We start from the raw sequence: 14,860 nt of genomic DNA, 5'->3' as shown, positions 1-14,860 counted from the left end.
CCCCTTCCGCCCCCGTGGCCCAGGCCGCGCCCGCGCCGAAGTCCGCGCCCGCCGCGAAGGCCCCGGCCGCTGCCCTGCCGAAGCCCTTGATTGCTCCGGATGCCGGCACGGTGGCTCCCGCCGCGAAGGCTCCTGACGCGGGCACTGCCGCCACGGCCAGTGCCACGAAGCCTGCGCCGAAGATGACGCCCGAGGTGAAGACGCTCGTGGACCGGATGCAGGCCTTCTACGAGAAGACGGGCGACTTCAAGTCGGGCTTCAAGCAGGACTACAAGTACAAGACCTTCCGCCGCACGCAGACGTCCACGGGCACGGTGACGTACAAGAAGCCGGGCCTGATGCGCTGGGAGTACGCGAACCCGTCGCCGCGCACCTTCGTTCTCGCGGGCAACAAGGTGTACATGTACGACCCGGCCGCGCAGACGCTGTCGGTGGCCGCGATGGACACCACCCAGCTCTCCGCGTCGGTGACGTTCCTCTTCGGCCAGGGGAAGCTCGAGCAGGAGTTCGCCATCTCCAAGGGCGACTGCAAGGACTGCAAGGGCACGCTGCTGGTGTTGGATCCGTTGAAGACGGAGCCCCGCTTCCGCCAGGTGCGCCTGGAGGTGGACCCCACGACGGCCCAGGTGCTCAAGAGCACCGTGGTGGACCCCGACGGCAGTGAGAACACCATCGCCTTCCTGGACCTGAAGACGAACGTGGGCATCGCGTCGGACAGCTTCAAGCTGAACCCGCCCGAGGGCACCCGCGTGGACGACTTCACCAAGCCGAAGGCGCAGTAGGAAGGCCGCCCTCCATGCGCGGCGTGCTGCTGGCGGGGTGCGTGCTGCTGGGCGCGGGATGTCAGTCCGCCGCGCCTCCAGGGCCCGTGCGTCCCACGAGCCTCGCGGGGCAGACGCTGCCCCTGCTGTCGTCGCCCGCGCTGCGGCTGACCGTGGCGGGCCGGCTCGCCGGCCGGGCCGTGCCCGTGGTGCTGGATGTCGCGCGCCCGCTGTCGCTGGTGACGACCGGCTGCTTCGGGGACGCGCCGCCCGCGCCCGCCGGCACCGCGCGCGTGCCCGAGCCTTCCGGCGGCCACCGCTCCTGGCCCGAGGTGCAGGCACCCGTGCTGACCGTGGGCCCGGTGGCGCCGCCCCTGCGCACGGTGCTGCTGTCCGGAGAGAAGGGCTGCTCGGTGACGCTGGGGCAGGACGTGCTGGCCCCGTACGCCCTCACCGTGGACCCGCTGCGGCGCGAGGTGACCTTCACCGCCACGCGCGCCCGCGCGGCCTACGACGCGGAGCTGCGCGCGTCGGACGCGGTCCGTGAGTCGCACGTGGTGGAGCTCAGCCGCGACCCCGTGGGGGACTGGGCGCTGCTCGCCGTGCAGGTGACGCAGGGCCCCGCGAGCGTCACCGGGCCCTTCGTCCTGGGGACGCGCGAGCCCTTCTCCCGGCTGGCGGTGGACCCCGCGCTGGCCCAGGGACTCCAGCCGCTGGAGACGGCCGCGGGCCTTCCGCCGCGCACCTTCGCCGTGGACGCGGTGGAGGTGGCGGACGGGCTGGGCGTGCGCCCCCTGGTGATGGAGGCCGCGGGCCGCTGGCCGTCGCAGAGCAGCCTGGGTCGTCTGGGGCCGGACGTGTGGGGCCGCTTCACCGCCACCGTGGACGCGCAGGGCGGAGCGCTGGTGCTGCGCAGGCCCCACGTGCGCACGCCCGAGGACGGCGGCCGGCAGCAGTGCGCGGGCGAAGGCGGGGCCTTCAGCGAGGAGGCCTGCTACGGCGTCTTCACGCGCCCCGAGCCGGACGGCGCGGTGGCCCTCTCCGGCGCGGTGTTCCGCGACGTGCCCGAGGGCGTGCGCCTGTACGTGGAGCCCCGGGGCGTGGACGGCCAGCGCCTGGAGACGGGCTGTCAGGTGGGGCTGAGCTTCCCCACCACCCTGCGCGGCGCCAACACGCAGCACCGGCTGCCATGGGCGTCACTGGCGCAGAGCCTGCCCGCGTGTCACGCCGCGCTCCAGGCCGCGCGGAGCTACGCCGTGTCGCTGGTGGAGGAGGGCCGTCAGCCCGAGTGCCCCACCACCTGCGCCTTCGTCACGGAGACCGCGTCGCGGCGCACCGTGTGCGAGTGCCAGCCGACGCCGCTGGGTGAGGGCGTGGCGGTGCCCACGAAAGGTTCGGGCCCGCAGCCGCCTCCCGTCGAGGAGCGCGAGCTGGAGCCCGAGGATCCGAAGTAGCTGTCGGCCGCTGCCGGTGTGACTACTCCGGCCGCGGCTCCGCGGGACGCTTCAGCGCCTTCAGGGGCACGGGCGCGGGCGGGGCCTCGCGCGGGGTGTGCGTGCGCTGCTTGGGGTCCGGGCGCTCCACCACGCGGGCGATGAGGTCGTAGTCGTGCGCCTCCGTCACCTCCACGGTGACGAACTCGCCCGGGTACGCCAGGCCGTCGTTGATGTAGACCTGCCCGTCGATTTCAGGCGCCTGTCCCTCGTGGCGGCCCACCAGCAGGTGCTCGGACTCCTCGCTGGGGCCCTCCACCAGCACGGTGAGCTTCTGGCCCACGAGCTTCTTGTTCTGCTCGCGGTTGATGCGCTTCTGGATGGCCATCACCTCGCGCCAGCGGCGCTCGATGGTCTTCGCGGGGACCTTGTTCGGCAGGTCGAACGCGGAGGTGCCCTCTTCGTCGGAGTACTGGAAGACGCCCAGGCGCTGGAAGCGCTGCTCCTTCACGAACTCCTTCAAGAGCTCGAAGTCCTCCTCCGTCTCACCCGGCAGGCCGACGATGAGCGAGGTGCGCATGACGAGGTTCGGCACGCGCTCGCGCAGCTTGGTGAGCAGCTCCTTGAGGAACTTGGAGTTGCGGCCGCGCTTCATGGACAGGAGCAGCTTGTCGCTGGCGTGCTGCACCGGCATGTCCAGGTACTTGGCGATCTTCGGCTCGGACGCGATGACGTCGATGAGCTCGTCCGGGAACACGCGCGGGTAGGCGTAGTGCAGGCGGATCCACTTCACGTCCACCTTCGCCAGCTCCCGCAGCAGCTCGTGGAGCTTGGGCTTGCCGGGCAGGTCATGCCCGTAGGCCGTGAGGTCCTGCGCGACGAGGTTCAGCTCCTGCACGCCGCTGTCCGCCAGGTTGCGCGCCTCGGCGAGGATGTCCTCCACCGTGCGCGAGCGCTGGCCGCCGCGCAGCGTGGGGATGATGCAGAACGCGCAGGCGTTGTCGCAGCCTTCGGAAATCTTGAGGTACGCCGTGTACTTCGGCATCGAGTTGATGCGCGGCGTCTGGGCGTTGTGGATGTAGTCCGGATCCGGAATCACCTGGCGCGGCGAGGCCTCGGCGGCCAGGAGGTCGCCAATCTGCGCGTAGGCGCTGGTGCCCAGGAAGTGGTCCACCTCCGGCATCTCCTGGGACAGGTCCTGGCCGTAGCGCTGGGACAGGCAGCCCGTGACGACGAGCGTCTTGCACGCGCCCGTCTTCTTGAGCTCCGCCATCTCCAGGATGGAGTCCACCGACTCCTGCTTCGCCGGGCCAATGAAGGCGCACGTGTTGACGACGATGACCTGGGCGGCCGCCGGGTCCTGCACCAGCGAATAGCCGCGGGTGCGCAGCGTGCCCAGCATCACCTCGGAGTCCACCCGGTTCTTCGGGCAGCCGAGGGTCATCATGTACAGGCTCTTGGTTTCTTCCACTGCGTCTACCGCTTTCCGATTTCGGTCCGCTCGAAGTGGTCCGCACTCCAAACGAAGTTGACGATGGCGCCGTTCGAGTAACCGATGGTCAGCGCTCCCTCTTCATCCAATTCAATGGAACTGGCGCGTCCCAGCGCGCAGGTGGCGGCCGGCCACTCGAGCGCCTGCTGCGCCGTCTTGCCCGATACGACGTAGAGCCCCATCCGAAGCTCGTCGTCGGAGTCGCATTGACCCTCGACGGCATAGGGATTCTTCCCGGTGAGCACGGTAACGACCGGTCGCCCGTCCGGCAGGCTCAACGTGTCCGGCACGTTGACGCCCATCTTCGTGGCGTCCAGCGCCTTGGGCGCCACGAGCGCGCGCAGCGACGGGGGCGTGAGGGGCGCACTGCCCTGGGCCCAGTCCGGGTAGGGCATCACGCCCCAGCCGAGCCAGCCCGTGGGCGCTGCCTCCAGGGCGGTGGTGGACGCGGGGGGCTTGAGCTTGAGGTTCTTGCGCGCGTCGTCCGGCAGCCGCAGCGCTTCGCCCACCATCGTCGTGCCGCCCGTGCAGTTGGACACCGGCACCGTCTTCACGCCCACCTGGTCCTGGTCCTCGTAGGTGATGCAGAGGTCCATGACGAGCGGCTCCACCGCGGGGAAGCGGGGCAGGGCGCGCACCGGCACCAGGGCCACCACCACCAGCGTGTCGCCCTGGCGGTGCACCGCGGCGTTCACCAGCCCCTGCGCGAACGCGGGCGTGCCGCTGTCGGCCGCGGAGGTGCGCTGGCCGTCGAAGGCGAAGCGGTAGGTGTAGCCCGTGGCGGTGGGGCCCGCGTCCGGGAAGGACAGGGTGAGGGTGATGAGGTCGCCTGCGAGCAGCTGGTTGTCCGTCGCCTCCACGCCCACGAAGAGCGTGTCCTTGCGCCAGCCCACCCGGGCGGAGAAGTTCGCGGTGGCGCCCTCGGTGGACAGCGGCTTGAGGACCAGCGGCGAGCCGAAGTCCTTGAGCCCACCCTCCGGGCGCGGCGCCTTCTTGAGCACGGGCACCGGGCGGCTGGGGCGCGGCGCGTCTTCCTGCGCGAGCGGGGCGGAGGAAGCGAGCAGCAGGCAGAGCGTCAGGAGGGCCGGGGGGGCGGCGTGCATGGGGGAGGCGCTCAGTCGCGGAAGTTGGTGAACTGCATGTCCAGGTTCATCCGGTCCTGCTCCTTGCGGAACAACGCCATGGCGGCCTGCAGGTCGTCGCGGTTCTTGCCCGTCACGCGAAGCTGATCCGCCTGGATGGAGGCCTGCACCTTGATCTTCGAGTCCTTGAGCACCTTGATGAGCTCCTTGGACTTCTCCACCGGGATGCCCTGCTGAAGCTTGATGGGCTGCTTGACGTTCGCGAGGCCCGTCTTCTCGATGTCGCCGAACTCCAGCACCCGCAGGCTGATGCCGCGCTTGGCCAGCTTCACCAGCAGCACCTCCTTGGCGGCCTGGACCTTGTCCTCGCTGTTGGCCTTCACCGTGACGGAGGTGTTGTCCGGGGCCACGACGATGTCGGCGTTGACGCCCTGGAAGTCATAGCGCGTGCTGAGCTCCTTCTTGGTCTGATTGACCGCGTTGTCGAGCTCAGCCAGATCGATTTTCGAGACGACGTCGAAGGAGGGCATGGGGGGTGGGCCGCCCTTACCATACCTACACCCGGACGACCAAGGGCACCACCAGGGTGCGTCGGGAGGTGTGCTGCTTGAAGGCCCGCTTCACCGCCCGGACCAGCTCCTCGCGCGCCAGGGCGTCGTCCCCGCGAAGCTGGGGGTTGAACTCCTCGAAGTAGGCCTTCGCCTCCAGGGCAATCCGGGAGAGCACGCCCTGCTCGTCCGGAGACAGTCCCTGGCCGGACAGCTGCGGCCCCGCCACCAGGGCCTGGGTGTCGCGCCGGAGGACGACCACCGCGGCGACCATGCCCGTCTCCGCCAGCCGGTTGCGCTCTCCCAGCGTCTCCGCCGTCAGGACCCCGTTGCCGGAGCGCTCCCGGAGGATGCGGCCAGACGGCACGCTGCCCGTGAAGCGGCCCTGGCCCTCCTGGAACGTCACCACGTCGCCGTCGTGCGCCAGCAGCAGCCCCTCCGGGGACATGCCGGATTCGCGTGCGGTGGTCAGGTGTCGGTGCAGGTGCCGGACTTCCCCATGTACGGGGATGAAGTTCCGGGGGCGCACGATGTCCAGGACGCGGCGCTGCTGGGGGCGGCTGGCGTGTCCGGAGACGTGCACGCCGGGCTCCACCTGGGCGTAGACGATGCGGGCGCCGCGCCAGTGGAGCTGGTCGAGCAGCGCGCCCACCGAGCGCTCGTTGCCCGGGATGGGGCGGGCGCTGACGATGACCAGGTCGCCGGGCTCCAGCCTCACGGGCCCGTCGCCGTTGGCGAGCTGGGTGAGGCCCGCGCGGGGTTCGCCCTGGGCGCCGGTGGTGAGCACCGCCACGCGGTGGGGCGCGAGCTTGGGCACGGAGTCCAGGTGGACGAAGAGCGAGTCGGGCACCTGCAGGTAGCCCATCTCCCGCGCCAGCTCCACGTTGCGCACCATGCTGCGGCCCTGGAGCGCGACCAGCCGGCCGGTGCGCTCGCAGAGCTCCAACAGGTGCCGCACGCGGTGGAGGTTGGAGGAGAACTGCGCGACGACGATGCGGCCCTTCGTCTCCTGGAAGAGGCGCTCGAAGGTGGACTGCACCACGCGCTCGCTGCCCGTCTCGTCGGGGAGCTCCGAGTTGGTGGAATCCGACAGCAGGCACAGCACGCCTTCGTCGCCGGCCTCGCCCCAGCGCTCCAGGTCCGTCTTCAGCCCGTCGATGGGATCCGGATCCAGCTTGAAGTCGCCGGTGTGGATGATGGTGCCTTCGGGCGTGCGGACGATGAAGCCCACCGCGTCCGGCACGGTGTGCGTCACGCGCGTGGCCTCCACCTGGAAGGCGGTGCCGACCTTGAAGGGCATGCGCGGTTCGATTTCGCGCAGGTCCGCCTCCACGCCCAGCTCCTCCAGGCGGTTGCGCGCGAGGGCGAGCGTGAAGCGCGTGCCGTAGATGGGCACCGGCAACTCGCCGAGCAGGTAGGGGAGCGCGCCGATGTGGTCTTCGTGGCCGTGCGTCAGCAGCACGCCCTTGAACTGCGCGGCGTTGCGTTTCAGGTGGGTGAAGTCCGGGACGATGATGTCCACGCCCGGCATTCCCGCCGAGGGGAACATCAGACCGGCGTCGATGAGCAGCATCTCCCCACGACAGGCGAGCACCATGGCGTTGAGGCCGATTTCGCCGAGGCCGCCCAGAGGTATGACGTGGAGCATGTGAGCGCAGTCTAAAGACTTGCTCCACCCGGCGCGTGGGAATCCGCACCCCCTGGCGCTTCCCCGCCTGCCGCGCCTGCTTGACGAAATCCAACTAAGGGTTTAGTTCTTTCGGAACTAAGTCTTTAGTTTGTCGTCATGGAGGTCGCTGCCGTGTCCAGGTCGCCGTCCGTCGAGGAGTCCCGGCCATTGACGCCGGTGGAGCTGGAGCTGATGCAGCTCGTGTGGAAGTTGGGCGAGGTGAGCGTGGCGGACGTGCTCGCGGCGCTGCCGCCGGAGCGCAAGCTGGCCTACACGTCGGTGTCCACGGTGCTGCGCATCCTGGAGCAGAAGGGCGTGGTGCACAGCCGCAAGGAGGGGCGCGGGCACCTGTATTCCGCTCGGCTTTCGCGCGAGGCGTATGAGGCGCAGAGCGTGCGCCACCTCGTGGCCACGGTGTTCGACGGCACGCCTTCGTCGCTGGTGGCGCGGCTGGTGGAGTCGGTGCCGCTGTCCGCCGAGGAGGTGGAGCAGATCCGCAAGCTGCTGGGCCGCAAGGGGGGCAGGGGATGAGCCTCTCGCTCAGGGACATGCTGGCCGCGTACCTCACGGCGGCGGCGCTGGTGGCGGTGGGCTTCGGGCTGCTGCGCGCGGCGCTGGGGCTGGGGATGGCGCGGAGGCTGAGCGCGCGGCAGACGCTGCGCGTGGGCCGGGTGACGCTGGGGCTGGCGGTGCTGCTGCCGTTCGGGGCGCTCGCGGTGCGGGAGCTGCTGCCGGTGGCGCCGCTCTTCACGTTCGAGCGTTCGTTGGTCCGCTACACCGCGCCGTTGGCGCTTCCGGAGGCGCGGCCATCGCGGGGTGCGGTGTCGGGGCCGGCGGCGGAGGACGGTGGCGTGCCGGATGCCGTGCCCGTGGTGGCGCTGGGGCTGGGCGTGGGGGCGTTGGGGTTCCTGGCGTGGGAGCTTCGTCGGTACTCGCGCCTGTTGCGCGAGCTTCAGGCACTGCCGCTGCTTCGCCGTGTGGGCCGTGTGCGCGTCGTGCTGGGGACCCCGGAAGGGGGCGCGTTCTCCGTGTGGTTCCCGGGTCGGGGCGCGTGGGTCGTGGTGCCCGCGAGCGTGCTGGAGGACGCGGAGGCGTTCCGGCTCACGGTGCGGCACGAGCTGCAACACCACCGGCAGCGCGACACGGTGCTTGCGTATGCGCGGCTTGGCTTTGACAGCGCCTTCTTCTGGCACCCGTTCGCGCGGCTGTTCTCGCGGTGGCTTGCGGACTGTCAGGAGTTCGCCTGCGACGAAGCGCTCGTCACCGGACCTCGCGTGCCCGCGGAGGCCTATGCGCGGTGCCTGCTCCAGGCGTCGCTGCGCGTGCCGGGCGCCCTCTCTCTTCCCGCCGGAGTCACCGGCATGTCCCATCCCACCGTCAGGAGAATCCACATGCTGTTCGAACCCCGTCCTCGTCGTTCCGGTCGTGCGCTGGGCCTGGTGTTTTCCCTGACGTTGGTGCTCGCGCCGCTGGCGCTGTGGGCGCAGGGCGCGGCGCGGGGACGCACGGTGTCGCTCACGGAGGCCCGGGCACTCGCGACGGCGGGGCAGAAGGAGGGCGACCTGCCCGTGGTGGTGGATGCGACGGTGGTGGAGCAGCTCAACCGGTTCGTCACCACGCCGAAGGGGCGCGATTTCATGCGCAAGGCCCTGGCGAATCTCGCGGTGCACCGCGAGGCGCTGACGGGCACGCTGCGCTCGAAGTCGCTTCCGGAGGGACTGCTCGCGGTGGCGATGGTGGAGTCGGCGGTGAGCAACCTGCCGGAGACGTCGCGTGAGCCGTCGCTGGCGCCGGGGCAGAGGGGCGCGGGCGTGTGGATGTTCATTCCGGAGACGGCGCGCCGCCATGGATTGAAGGTGGAGGCCGGGAAGGACGAGCGGCTGGACGTGGCACGTGAGACGGAGGCCGCCGCGGCCCTCTTCCAGGCGCTGCATGGGCGCTACGGCGACTGGCGGCTCGCGCTCGCGGCCTACAACCAGGGCGAGGGCGTGGTGGACCGCGTCCTCGCGGAGACCGGGGTGCGTGACGTGAGCGAACTCACGCGCACCGGCAAGCTCAACGGCTACACCAGCACGGTGCAGGCCGCGGTGTTGGTGCTGCGCAATCCGCACCTGCTCGACTGACGGCCTCCCACGCTGGCGTCGCCGGGGAATGTCTCCGGGGCGCCAGCGTTCGGGTGCGTGCTGGCGGCTTTCGCGCGAGGATGCGTGCCACTGCCGGGTCGTCAGCGCAGGGGTGGGGAAAAGCCATGAAGATCGTCGCGCTCGTCCGTCCGGCGGGAGAAGTCCCCGAAGCAGCGCAGGTCCTCGCGGCAGCGGCGGGCATGGCCCCGGCGGAGGCCCGCATGCGATTGGCCCCGGAGCCACCGGCCCTGCTCGCGCGGCTTGCGCCCGATGCGGCGGATGCGCTGGTGAAGCGGCTCCAGGACGCGGGGCTCGCGGCGCTCGCCATCGATGAAGCGGAGACCGCGGAGCGCGTGACGGCGCGGACCGTGACGTTCGGCGCCACGGAAGGGACGTTCACCCCTCGCTCCGGCGCGCCGCTCACGCTGGCCTGGGAGGACGTGACGGTCATCCTCCGGGGCGCCAGCTCCGTGCGCACGCAGAGCGAGCACTCCGAGAAGAAGACGCAGGTGGCGCTGGGTACGGCGCTCATCACGGGCGGCCTGAAGATGACGAAGACGACGGAGACGAGCGTGCGCGGCTCGCAGGAGGAGACGTCGCAGCAGTACTTCGTCTTCGACCGCGATGGACGCGGCGCCGTGATTCCGGAGCTGGGGCTGGACTTCTCCTGCCTGGGAGCCGCGATGCAGCCGTCGCGCACGGCGAACATGGTGGCCCTGTCCAAGTTGTTGCGCGAGCGCGCGCCCACGGCCTTCTACGACGAACGACTGTTGCGCCTGGGCCGGCGACCGCTGCCCTTCGTGCTGGGCGGTGCGGTGCAGATCGTCAGCGGCGCCACGTCCCACTCGCGCCTCAACACCGCGCAGGGGCTGGACGTGCTCGCGGAAGCCATGCGGCAGGGCGTGGCGCGTGGCTTCTTGCCCTGACCTCAAGCGTGCGGCGTGGACTCCGGCAGGGGTCGGGAGATCCACGCGGCGATGAAGACATCCAGCTCACCGCGCATCACGTCCTTCACGCGCGGGGTTCCGGCGCCGGTGCGCGGATCCTCCACGCGGGCGCCCCGGCCCAGGAAGTAGCGGCGGGCCTCGTCGGTGCTGGCGCCCTGGCCGGCGACGACGCGCGCGGCGATGCCCTTGAGCTCCTCCAGCTCTCCGGCCCCGATGAGCGTCAACATGCGGCCTGTCGCCTCGTCCTTCGCCGTGACTTCGTTGCGCACGCGCTGGAGGTACTCGCCCTCGCGGCTCTTCACCGGCCGGCCTTCCAGCACCAGCAGCTCCCGCTCCAACTCCTCCAGCGGCCCGCCCCGGTGCACGCGCACGTACGCGCGCTGGCGCTTCTCGTCTTCCAGCCGGCGGTGCAGTCCTGTCTCGCCCGCGAGGAAGCCGTACGCCCCCGGCCCGGCGATGCGCACGATGACGCGCGCGGGCGTCTCCGCTTCCGCCACGGCGGTGGCCTCGTAGCCGCGCCGCTGCGCCCAGCCCAGGTACATCGTGGCCAGCTCCTGCACCCACACGTCCTGCTGCTCCGACGTGTCGCTGGCGCAGATGTCCACCAGCGCCTCGTTGTCGAGCGGCGTGGCACCCGAGGCCCGCAGCGCCTCCGCCATCTGGACCTCGCGCGCCACGTCCTCCACCTGCCGCGCCGCGGACGCGAGCTGCACCTCGTTCTTCGCCTCGCGCACCAGCCGCCGCCCGAAGAGGCACGCGGCCTCCAGGCGCTCCAGCTCTCCAATCTGCGCCTCCACCGTGCGGAAGGCGCGGATGACGTCCGCCGCGTGCAGCGGGTCGTCCCACAAGTTGGGCGCCTGCGTCTCCGCCAGCAGCGCGGCGCGGCGCTCCTCCAGCTCCGGCCGTCCCGCGGACTCGGCCAGGGCCCGGGCGCGGCCCACCAGCCGGTCCATCTCGAAGAGCAGGGACTTGCGATCCAACCGGCGCTTCACCGCCGCCGCCTTCGCCGACGGCAGCAGCAACTGCGCCGTCACTTCCCGGGGCGGCGGGACGGGCTCGGCCACCGCCACCACGCGGCCTCCGGGACGGGCCTCCACTCGCACGGGCGTCCCCGGCGGCAGCGGCCGGCGGGCAATCTCCACCGCCAGCGCCGCCGTGAGCGTCTTCTCGATTTCGCGCTGCAGGTAGCGCGCGCCGAACTGGGGCGAGTAGCCGCGCTCCACCAGCCGGTCCACGACCTCCGGTGTCACCTCCACGTCCAGGGCGCGGGCGCGGATGCCCTCGCGCTCCAGCACGCGGCCCACCTCGCGCTGGGCAATCTTGCGGATGTCCACGCGGGACAGCGGACGGAAGTGACAGATGGCGTCGAAGCGGTTGAGGAACTCCGGACGGAAGGCCTCCGCGATGCGGCGGTCCACCTCCGACACCTGCTCGTCGGCGCGCTTGTGCGCGGCGAAGCCCAGGCCCGCCTCGCGGTACACCTCCGAGCCCACGTTGGACGTGGCCACGATGAGCGTGTTGTTGCACGACACCGCTTCGCCCGCGCCGTTGACGAAGGTGCCCTCGTCGAAGAGCTGGAGGAAGCGGTCGTGGACGCTCCGGGCCGCCTTCTCGAACTCGTCCAGCAGCAGCACGGTGAACACCTTGCCGTCGAGCAGCGCGGACAGCTCGCCCCGCCGCGTCTCCAGCGCGGGCGCCCAGGACGCGCCGAAGGGCACGCTCTCGTCGCCGTCGTTGGGGTAGTCCGCCATGTTGAGGCGCACCAACCGGTCGGCGGAGCCGAAGAGGTACTCGGCCAAGAGCTTCGCCAGCTGCGTCTTGCCCACGCCCGTGGGGCCCGCGAAGAGGAACACGCCCAGCGGCCGGCGCGGGTCGTTGAGGCCCGCCTTGAGCAGCGCCACCGAGCGCAGCACCGCGGCCACCGCGTCGTTCTGGCCGAGCAGCCGCTCCCCGAAGAATCGCTCCGTCTCCTCCAGGTCCAGCGGCATCGCGTCGTCCACGACGAAGCGGGGCAGGCGCGTGGCGGCGCAGAAGCGCGTGAGCACGTCCTCCGGCCCCACGTGGTCGCGCGCCACGCCCGCGGCCTCCGCCGCCGTCTCCTTGAGCAGCTCAATCGCCTTGCGCGGCATGTGCTGCGCGAGGAGGAACTTCGCGGACAGCCGGAGCACCAGGTCGCACGCGGCCGGGTCGATGGGCAGCCGCAGGTCGCGCTCCAGCTCCTCCGCCACGCGCCCGACAATCCACCGGGCCTTGTCCAGCGGCGGCTCGTGGAGGGGCAGCAGGTGGAGCCGTTCGGCCAGGGCCTCGTCGGCGCGCAGCAGCTCCTGCACGCGCTTGGGTTCGGTCTCGAAGATGAAGCGCAGCCCGCCGGTGCGCAGCGCGCGCACGGCCACCGGGGCCAGGGGGCCTCCCAGGGCCACGGGCAGGTCTCGGATGTAGACGATGGGGCAGGGGTGCCGGCCCAGGTGGGCGAGCAGCTCCTCGAAGCTCTCCGCCGCCTGGCGCTGGGTGCTGCGCGCGAGGATGTTGGCGACGGACACCTCCACCAGCCGCGCCTGCGCCAGGTCCCCGTCCACGCGGCCCTCCGCGATGCGGCGGGCCACCTCCTGCACGAGCGCGCTCTTGCCCACGCCGGGCTCGCCCGCCAGCAGGGGGTGCTTGCCTCCTCGCGTCAGGAGGCCCAGCACCTCCGTCACGGCGATATCCACGCCGTAGGCCGCGGGCAGCTTCCCCTCGCGCGCCATCGCGGTGAGGTCGCGGTCGATGAGCCGCTCCTGGTCTTCGCTCTTCCTCGTCGCCATGGTGGTCCGGAACGCCCCCTCGACGTGCGGCACTCTAACCGTTGCCGCACGGAAGCGAAGTCCCAGCACCCCGGCGGACTCAGGTTTCCAGCTCCGTGTGCCAGTAGGCGACGTCCCTCAGGAACTTGCGCCAGGACAGGGGCACGCCCTGTTCGACGAGGAACGACAGGTGCACGGCGTTGGGCATCTTCTTCGGCTTCACGGGCTGGGTGAGCAGCGTCAGGCGCGCCTGGGCCGGGGTGCGGTTGCCCTTGCGCTGATTGCAGGGCACGCACGCGATGACGATGTTGTCCCAGCTCGTGACGCCTCCCTGCGCGCGCGGCACCACGTGATCATACGTGGCCTCCGGGCGCGTGACCTTGCGGCCGCAGTACTGGCAGCGGCAGTGGTCGCGCTGGTAGACGTTCTCCCGGCTGAAGCGGATGCCTCGCGGGCCCTTCCACAGGGCGCGCACGAAGCGGATGACGGACGGCATGCGCAGCTCCACCGTCACCGAGCGGACGACGCGGTCCTCGTACTCCTCCACGACCTCCACCTTCCCCTGGAAGAGCAGGTGGATGGCGCGCTGCCACGGGATGCGTGCGACGGGTTCATAGGACTGGCTGAGGACCAGCGTTTCCATGACACGGGGCCTTTCGGGACAGGCCGCCAGGGAGTCGAACCCTGCTCGCCCGGATTTGGAATCCAGGCTGCACCCCGTGCGCGGCCTTCAGGTGTGAAGAAGGGGAAACGAAAAGAGGCCGGGGTCCCTCGTCGGGAGCCCGGCCTCCAGGTGCCCTGCCCGCGTCAGGTGACGGGGCGGGGGACGCTTCAGGAGCCGGGCTGGGGACCGTGGCAGGCCGCGAGGCCACGCCAGCGGTACGCGAAGGGAGCGGAGACCGGCACGGACTGGGGGGTCAACGGGGGCTGCTTCGTCGCCGAGCGCATGGAGACCGCTCCTTTCGCTGCCGACGGACGGCGGTGGGAATTCATCCCTGACAGGCAGGCGGGCGGACGTTAGGACTCCGCGCATGAAAGCCATCCGCTACCACCAGGTGGGAGGACCGGAGGTCCTCCGTTGGGAGGACGTGCCGGAGCCCACGCCAGGGCCCGGAGAGGTCCTCGTGCGAGTGCAGGCCGCGGGGGTGAACTTCGCGGACACCGAGCGACGTCGGGGGCTGTACGACGCCCACGTCCCGCTGCCGCGCATCCTCGGCAGCGAGGCCGCGGGGGTGGTTGGCGCGGTAGGCCCGGGCGTGGACGCGGCGTGGCTGGGGCGCCGGGTGGTGGCCCTGACGAAGCAGGCCTATGCGGAGGCGGCCCTGGCTCCCGTGGCCGGGCTGCTCGAACTGCCGCCGGAGGTGTCGTTCGCGGAGGCGGCGGCGCTGCTGGTGCAGGGGCTGACGGCGTACCACGTGGTGCACACCGTGGGACGGGTGGAGTCAGGGCAGACGGTGCTCGTCCACGCGGCGGCCGGGGGCGTGGGGCTGCTTGCGGTGCAGCTCGCGAAGGCGGCGGGCGCACGCGTCATCGGCACGGTGTCGGGCGAGGCGAAGGCGAAGCTCGCGCGGGAGGTGGGCGCGGATGAGGTCATCCGCTACGACCAGGAGGACGTCGCGGTGCGGGTCCAATCCCTGACACAGGGGCGCGGCGTGGAGCGGGTGCTGGACTCGGTGGGCGCGAGCACGTGGAAGGCCAGCGTGGACGCGCTGGCGCCCTTCGGCCACCTGGTGAGCTACGGCAACGCCAGCGGCCCGCCGCCGCACCTGGAGGTGGATTCGCTGTATGCGAAGTCGCTTACCGTGAGCGCCTACTGGCTGCACACGCCCACGCCCCCGGAGGTGCAGCGCCGGGCGCGCGAGGCGCTGTTGCAAGCGGTGGTGGCGAAGCGGCTGCGCGTGGTGGTGGGCCTCGCGCTTCCGCTGTCCCAGGCCGGGGAGGCCCACCGCCGGCTGGAAGGCCGGGACACGGTGGGCAAGGTCGTGCTGCTCGGGGCGGATTGAAGGTCATCCGGAGGACCGACCG

The 14,860-nt window shown here is 71.3% G+C and carries 12 protein-coding genes; 6 read left to right on the top strand and 6 right to left on the bottom strand.

The genetic code is table 11. The annotated features are described in order from the left end of the window. Positions 1 to 14 precede the first annotated feature (14 nt). Together lolA and D7X12_RS13410 are read left to right on the top strand one after the other, a co-directional pair. Positions 15 to 782, top strand: a complete 768-nt coding sequence (lolA, locus tag D7X12_RS13415) for an outer membrane lipoprotein periplasmic chaperone LolA (protein ID WP_439329365.1) — start codon at positions 15 to 17, stop codon at positions 780 to 782. A gap of 14 nt (positions 783 to 796) precedes the next feature. Further along, positions 797 to 2,215, top strand: a complete 1,419-nt coding sequence (locus tag D7X12_RS13410) for a hypothetical protein (protein WP_120625668.1) — start codon at positions 797 to 799, stop codon at positions 2,213 to 2,215. 22 nt (positions 2,216 to 2,237) lie between these two features. Here D7X12_RS13410 and rimO read toward each other — a convergent pair whose 3' ends face one another. Genes rimO through D7X12_RS13390 form a run of 4 tightly spaced genes read right to left on the bottom strand, consistent with a single transcriptional unit; the run spans position 2,238 to position 6,964 of the window. Beyond that, a complete protein-coding gene (rimO, locus tag D7X12_RS13405) occupies positions 2,238 to 3,638 on the bottom strand; it encodes a 30S ribosomal protein S12 methylthiotransferase RimO (RefSeq protein WP_439329364.1) in 1,401 nt (466 codons plus the stop codon). A 32-nt stretch (positions 3,639 to 3,670) separates the two neighbouring features. After that, the gene (locus D7X12_RS13400) at positions 3,671 to 4,789 is read right to left on the bottom strand and encodes a hypothetical protein (protein WP_120625666.1); all 1,119 of its coding nucleotides are present in this window, start codon (positions 4,787 to 4,789) and stop codon (positions 3,671 to 3,673) included. Between the two features lie 11 nt (positions 4,790 to 4,800). Beyond that, positions 4,801 to 5,298, bottom strand: coding sequence for a YajQ family cyclic di-GMP-binding protein (locus D7X12_RS13395; RefSeq protein ID WP_120625665.1), 498 nt, complete (start codon positions 5,296 to 5,298; stop codon positions 4,801 to 4,803). A 25-nt stretch (positions 5,299 to 5,323) separates the two neighbouring features. Beyond that, complete coding sequence (locus D7X12_RS13390) at positions 5,324 to 6,964, bottom strand: ribonuclease J (RefSeq protein WP_120625664.1); 1,641 nt, start codon at positions 6,962 to 6,964, stop codon at positions 5,324 to 5,326. Positions 6,965 to 7,117: 153 nt separating this feature from the next. Between D7X12_RS13390 and D7X12_RS13385 the strand changes: the two genes are divergently transcribed. The 3 genes from D7X12_RS13385 (at position 7,118) to D7X12_RS13375 (ending at position 10,034) form a co-directional block, all read left to right on the top strand. Next, positions 7,118 to 7,516 (top strand): BlaI/MecI/CopY family transcriptional regulator, encoded by a 399-nt coding sequence (locus D7X12_RS13385; protein ID WP_120613733.1) that lies wholly within the window; start codon positions 7,118 to 7,120, stop codon positions 7,514 to 7,516. Continuing rightward, positions 7,513 to 9,108, top strand: coding sequence for a transglycosylase SLT domain-containing protein (locus D7X12_RS13380; RefSeq protein ID WP_120625663.1), 1,596 nt, complete (start codon positions 7,513 to 7,515; stop codon positions 9,106 to 9,108). Before D7X12_RS13385 ends, D7X12_RS13380 begins: the two co-directional genes overlap by 4 nt. 125 nt (positions 9,109 to 9,233) lie before the next feature. Further along, entirely contained in the window at positions 9,234 to 10,034 is an 801-nt protein-coding gene (locus D7X12_RS13375) for a hypothetical protein (RefSeq protein WP_120625662.1), read from the top strand. A gap of 2 nt (positions 10,035 to 10,036) precedes the next feature. Here D7X12_RS13375 and D7X12_RS13370 read toward each other — a convergent pair whose 3' ends face one another. Both D7X12_RS13370 and D7X12_RS13365 read right to left on the bottom strand, forming a co-directional pair. Beyond that, a complete protein-coding gene (locus D7X12_RS13370) occupies positions 10,037 to 12,856 on the bottom strand; it encodes an AAA family ATPase (protein WP_120625661.1) in 2,820 nt (939 codons plus the stop codon). A gap of 79 nt (positions 12,857 to 12,935) precedes the next feature. After that, entirely contained in the window at positions 12,936 to 13,478 is a 543-nt protein-coding gene (locus tag D7X12_RS13365; RefSeq protein ID WP_120625660.1) for an HNH endonuclease, read from the bottom strand. 388 nt (positions 13,479 to 13,866) lie between these two features. Here D7X12_RS13365 and D7X12_RS13360 point away from each other — a divergent pair, with 388 nt between their 5' ends. Next, positions 13,867 to 14,838 carry a quinone oxidoreductase family protein gene (locus D7X12_RS13360; RefSeq protein WP_120625659.1) on the top strand — a complete coding sequence of 324 codons (972 nt, stop codon included), beginning with the start codon at positions 13,867 to 13,869 and terminating at the stop codon, positions 14,836 to 14,838. Positions 14,839 to 14,860: the final 22 nt, after the last annotated feature.

The sequence above is a fragment of the Corallococcus sicarius genome (genome assembly GCF_003611735.1).
Taxonomy (GTDB): Bacteria; Myxococcota; Myxococcia; order Myxococcales; family Myxococcaceae; genus Corallococcus; species Corallococcus sicarius.
Note: the sequence above shows the minus strand (reverse complement) of the source record. Positions and strands in the feature narration are given on the sequence as shown.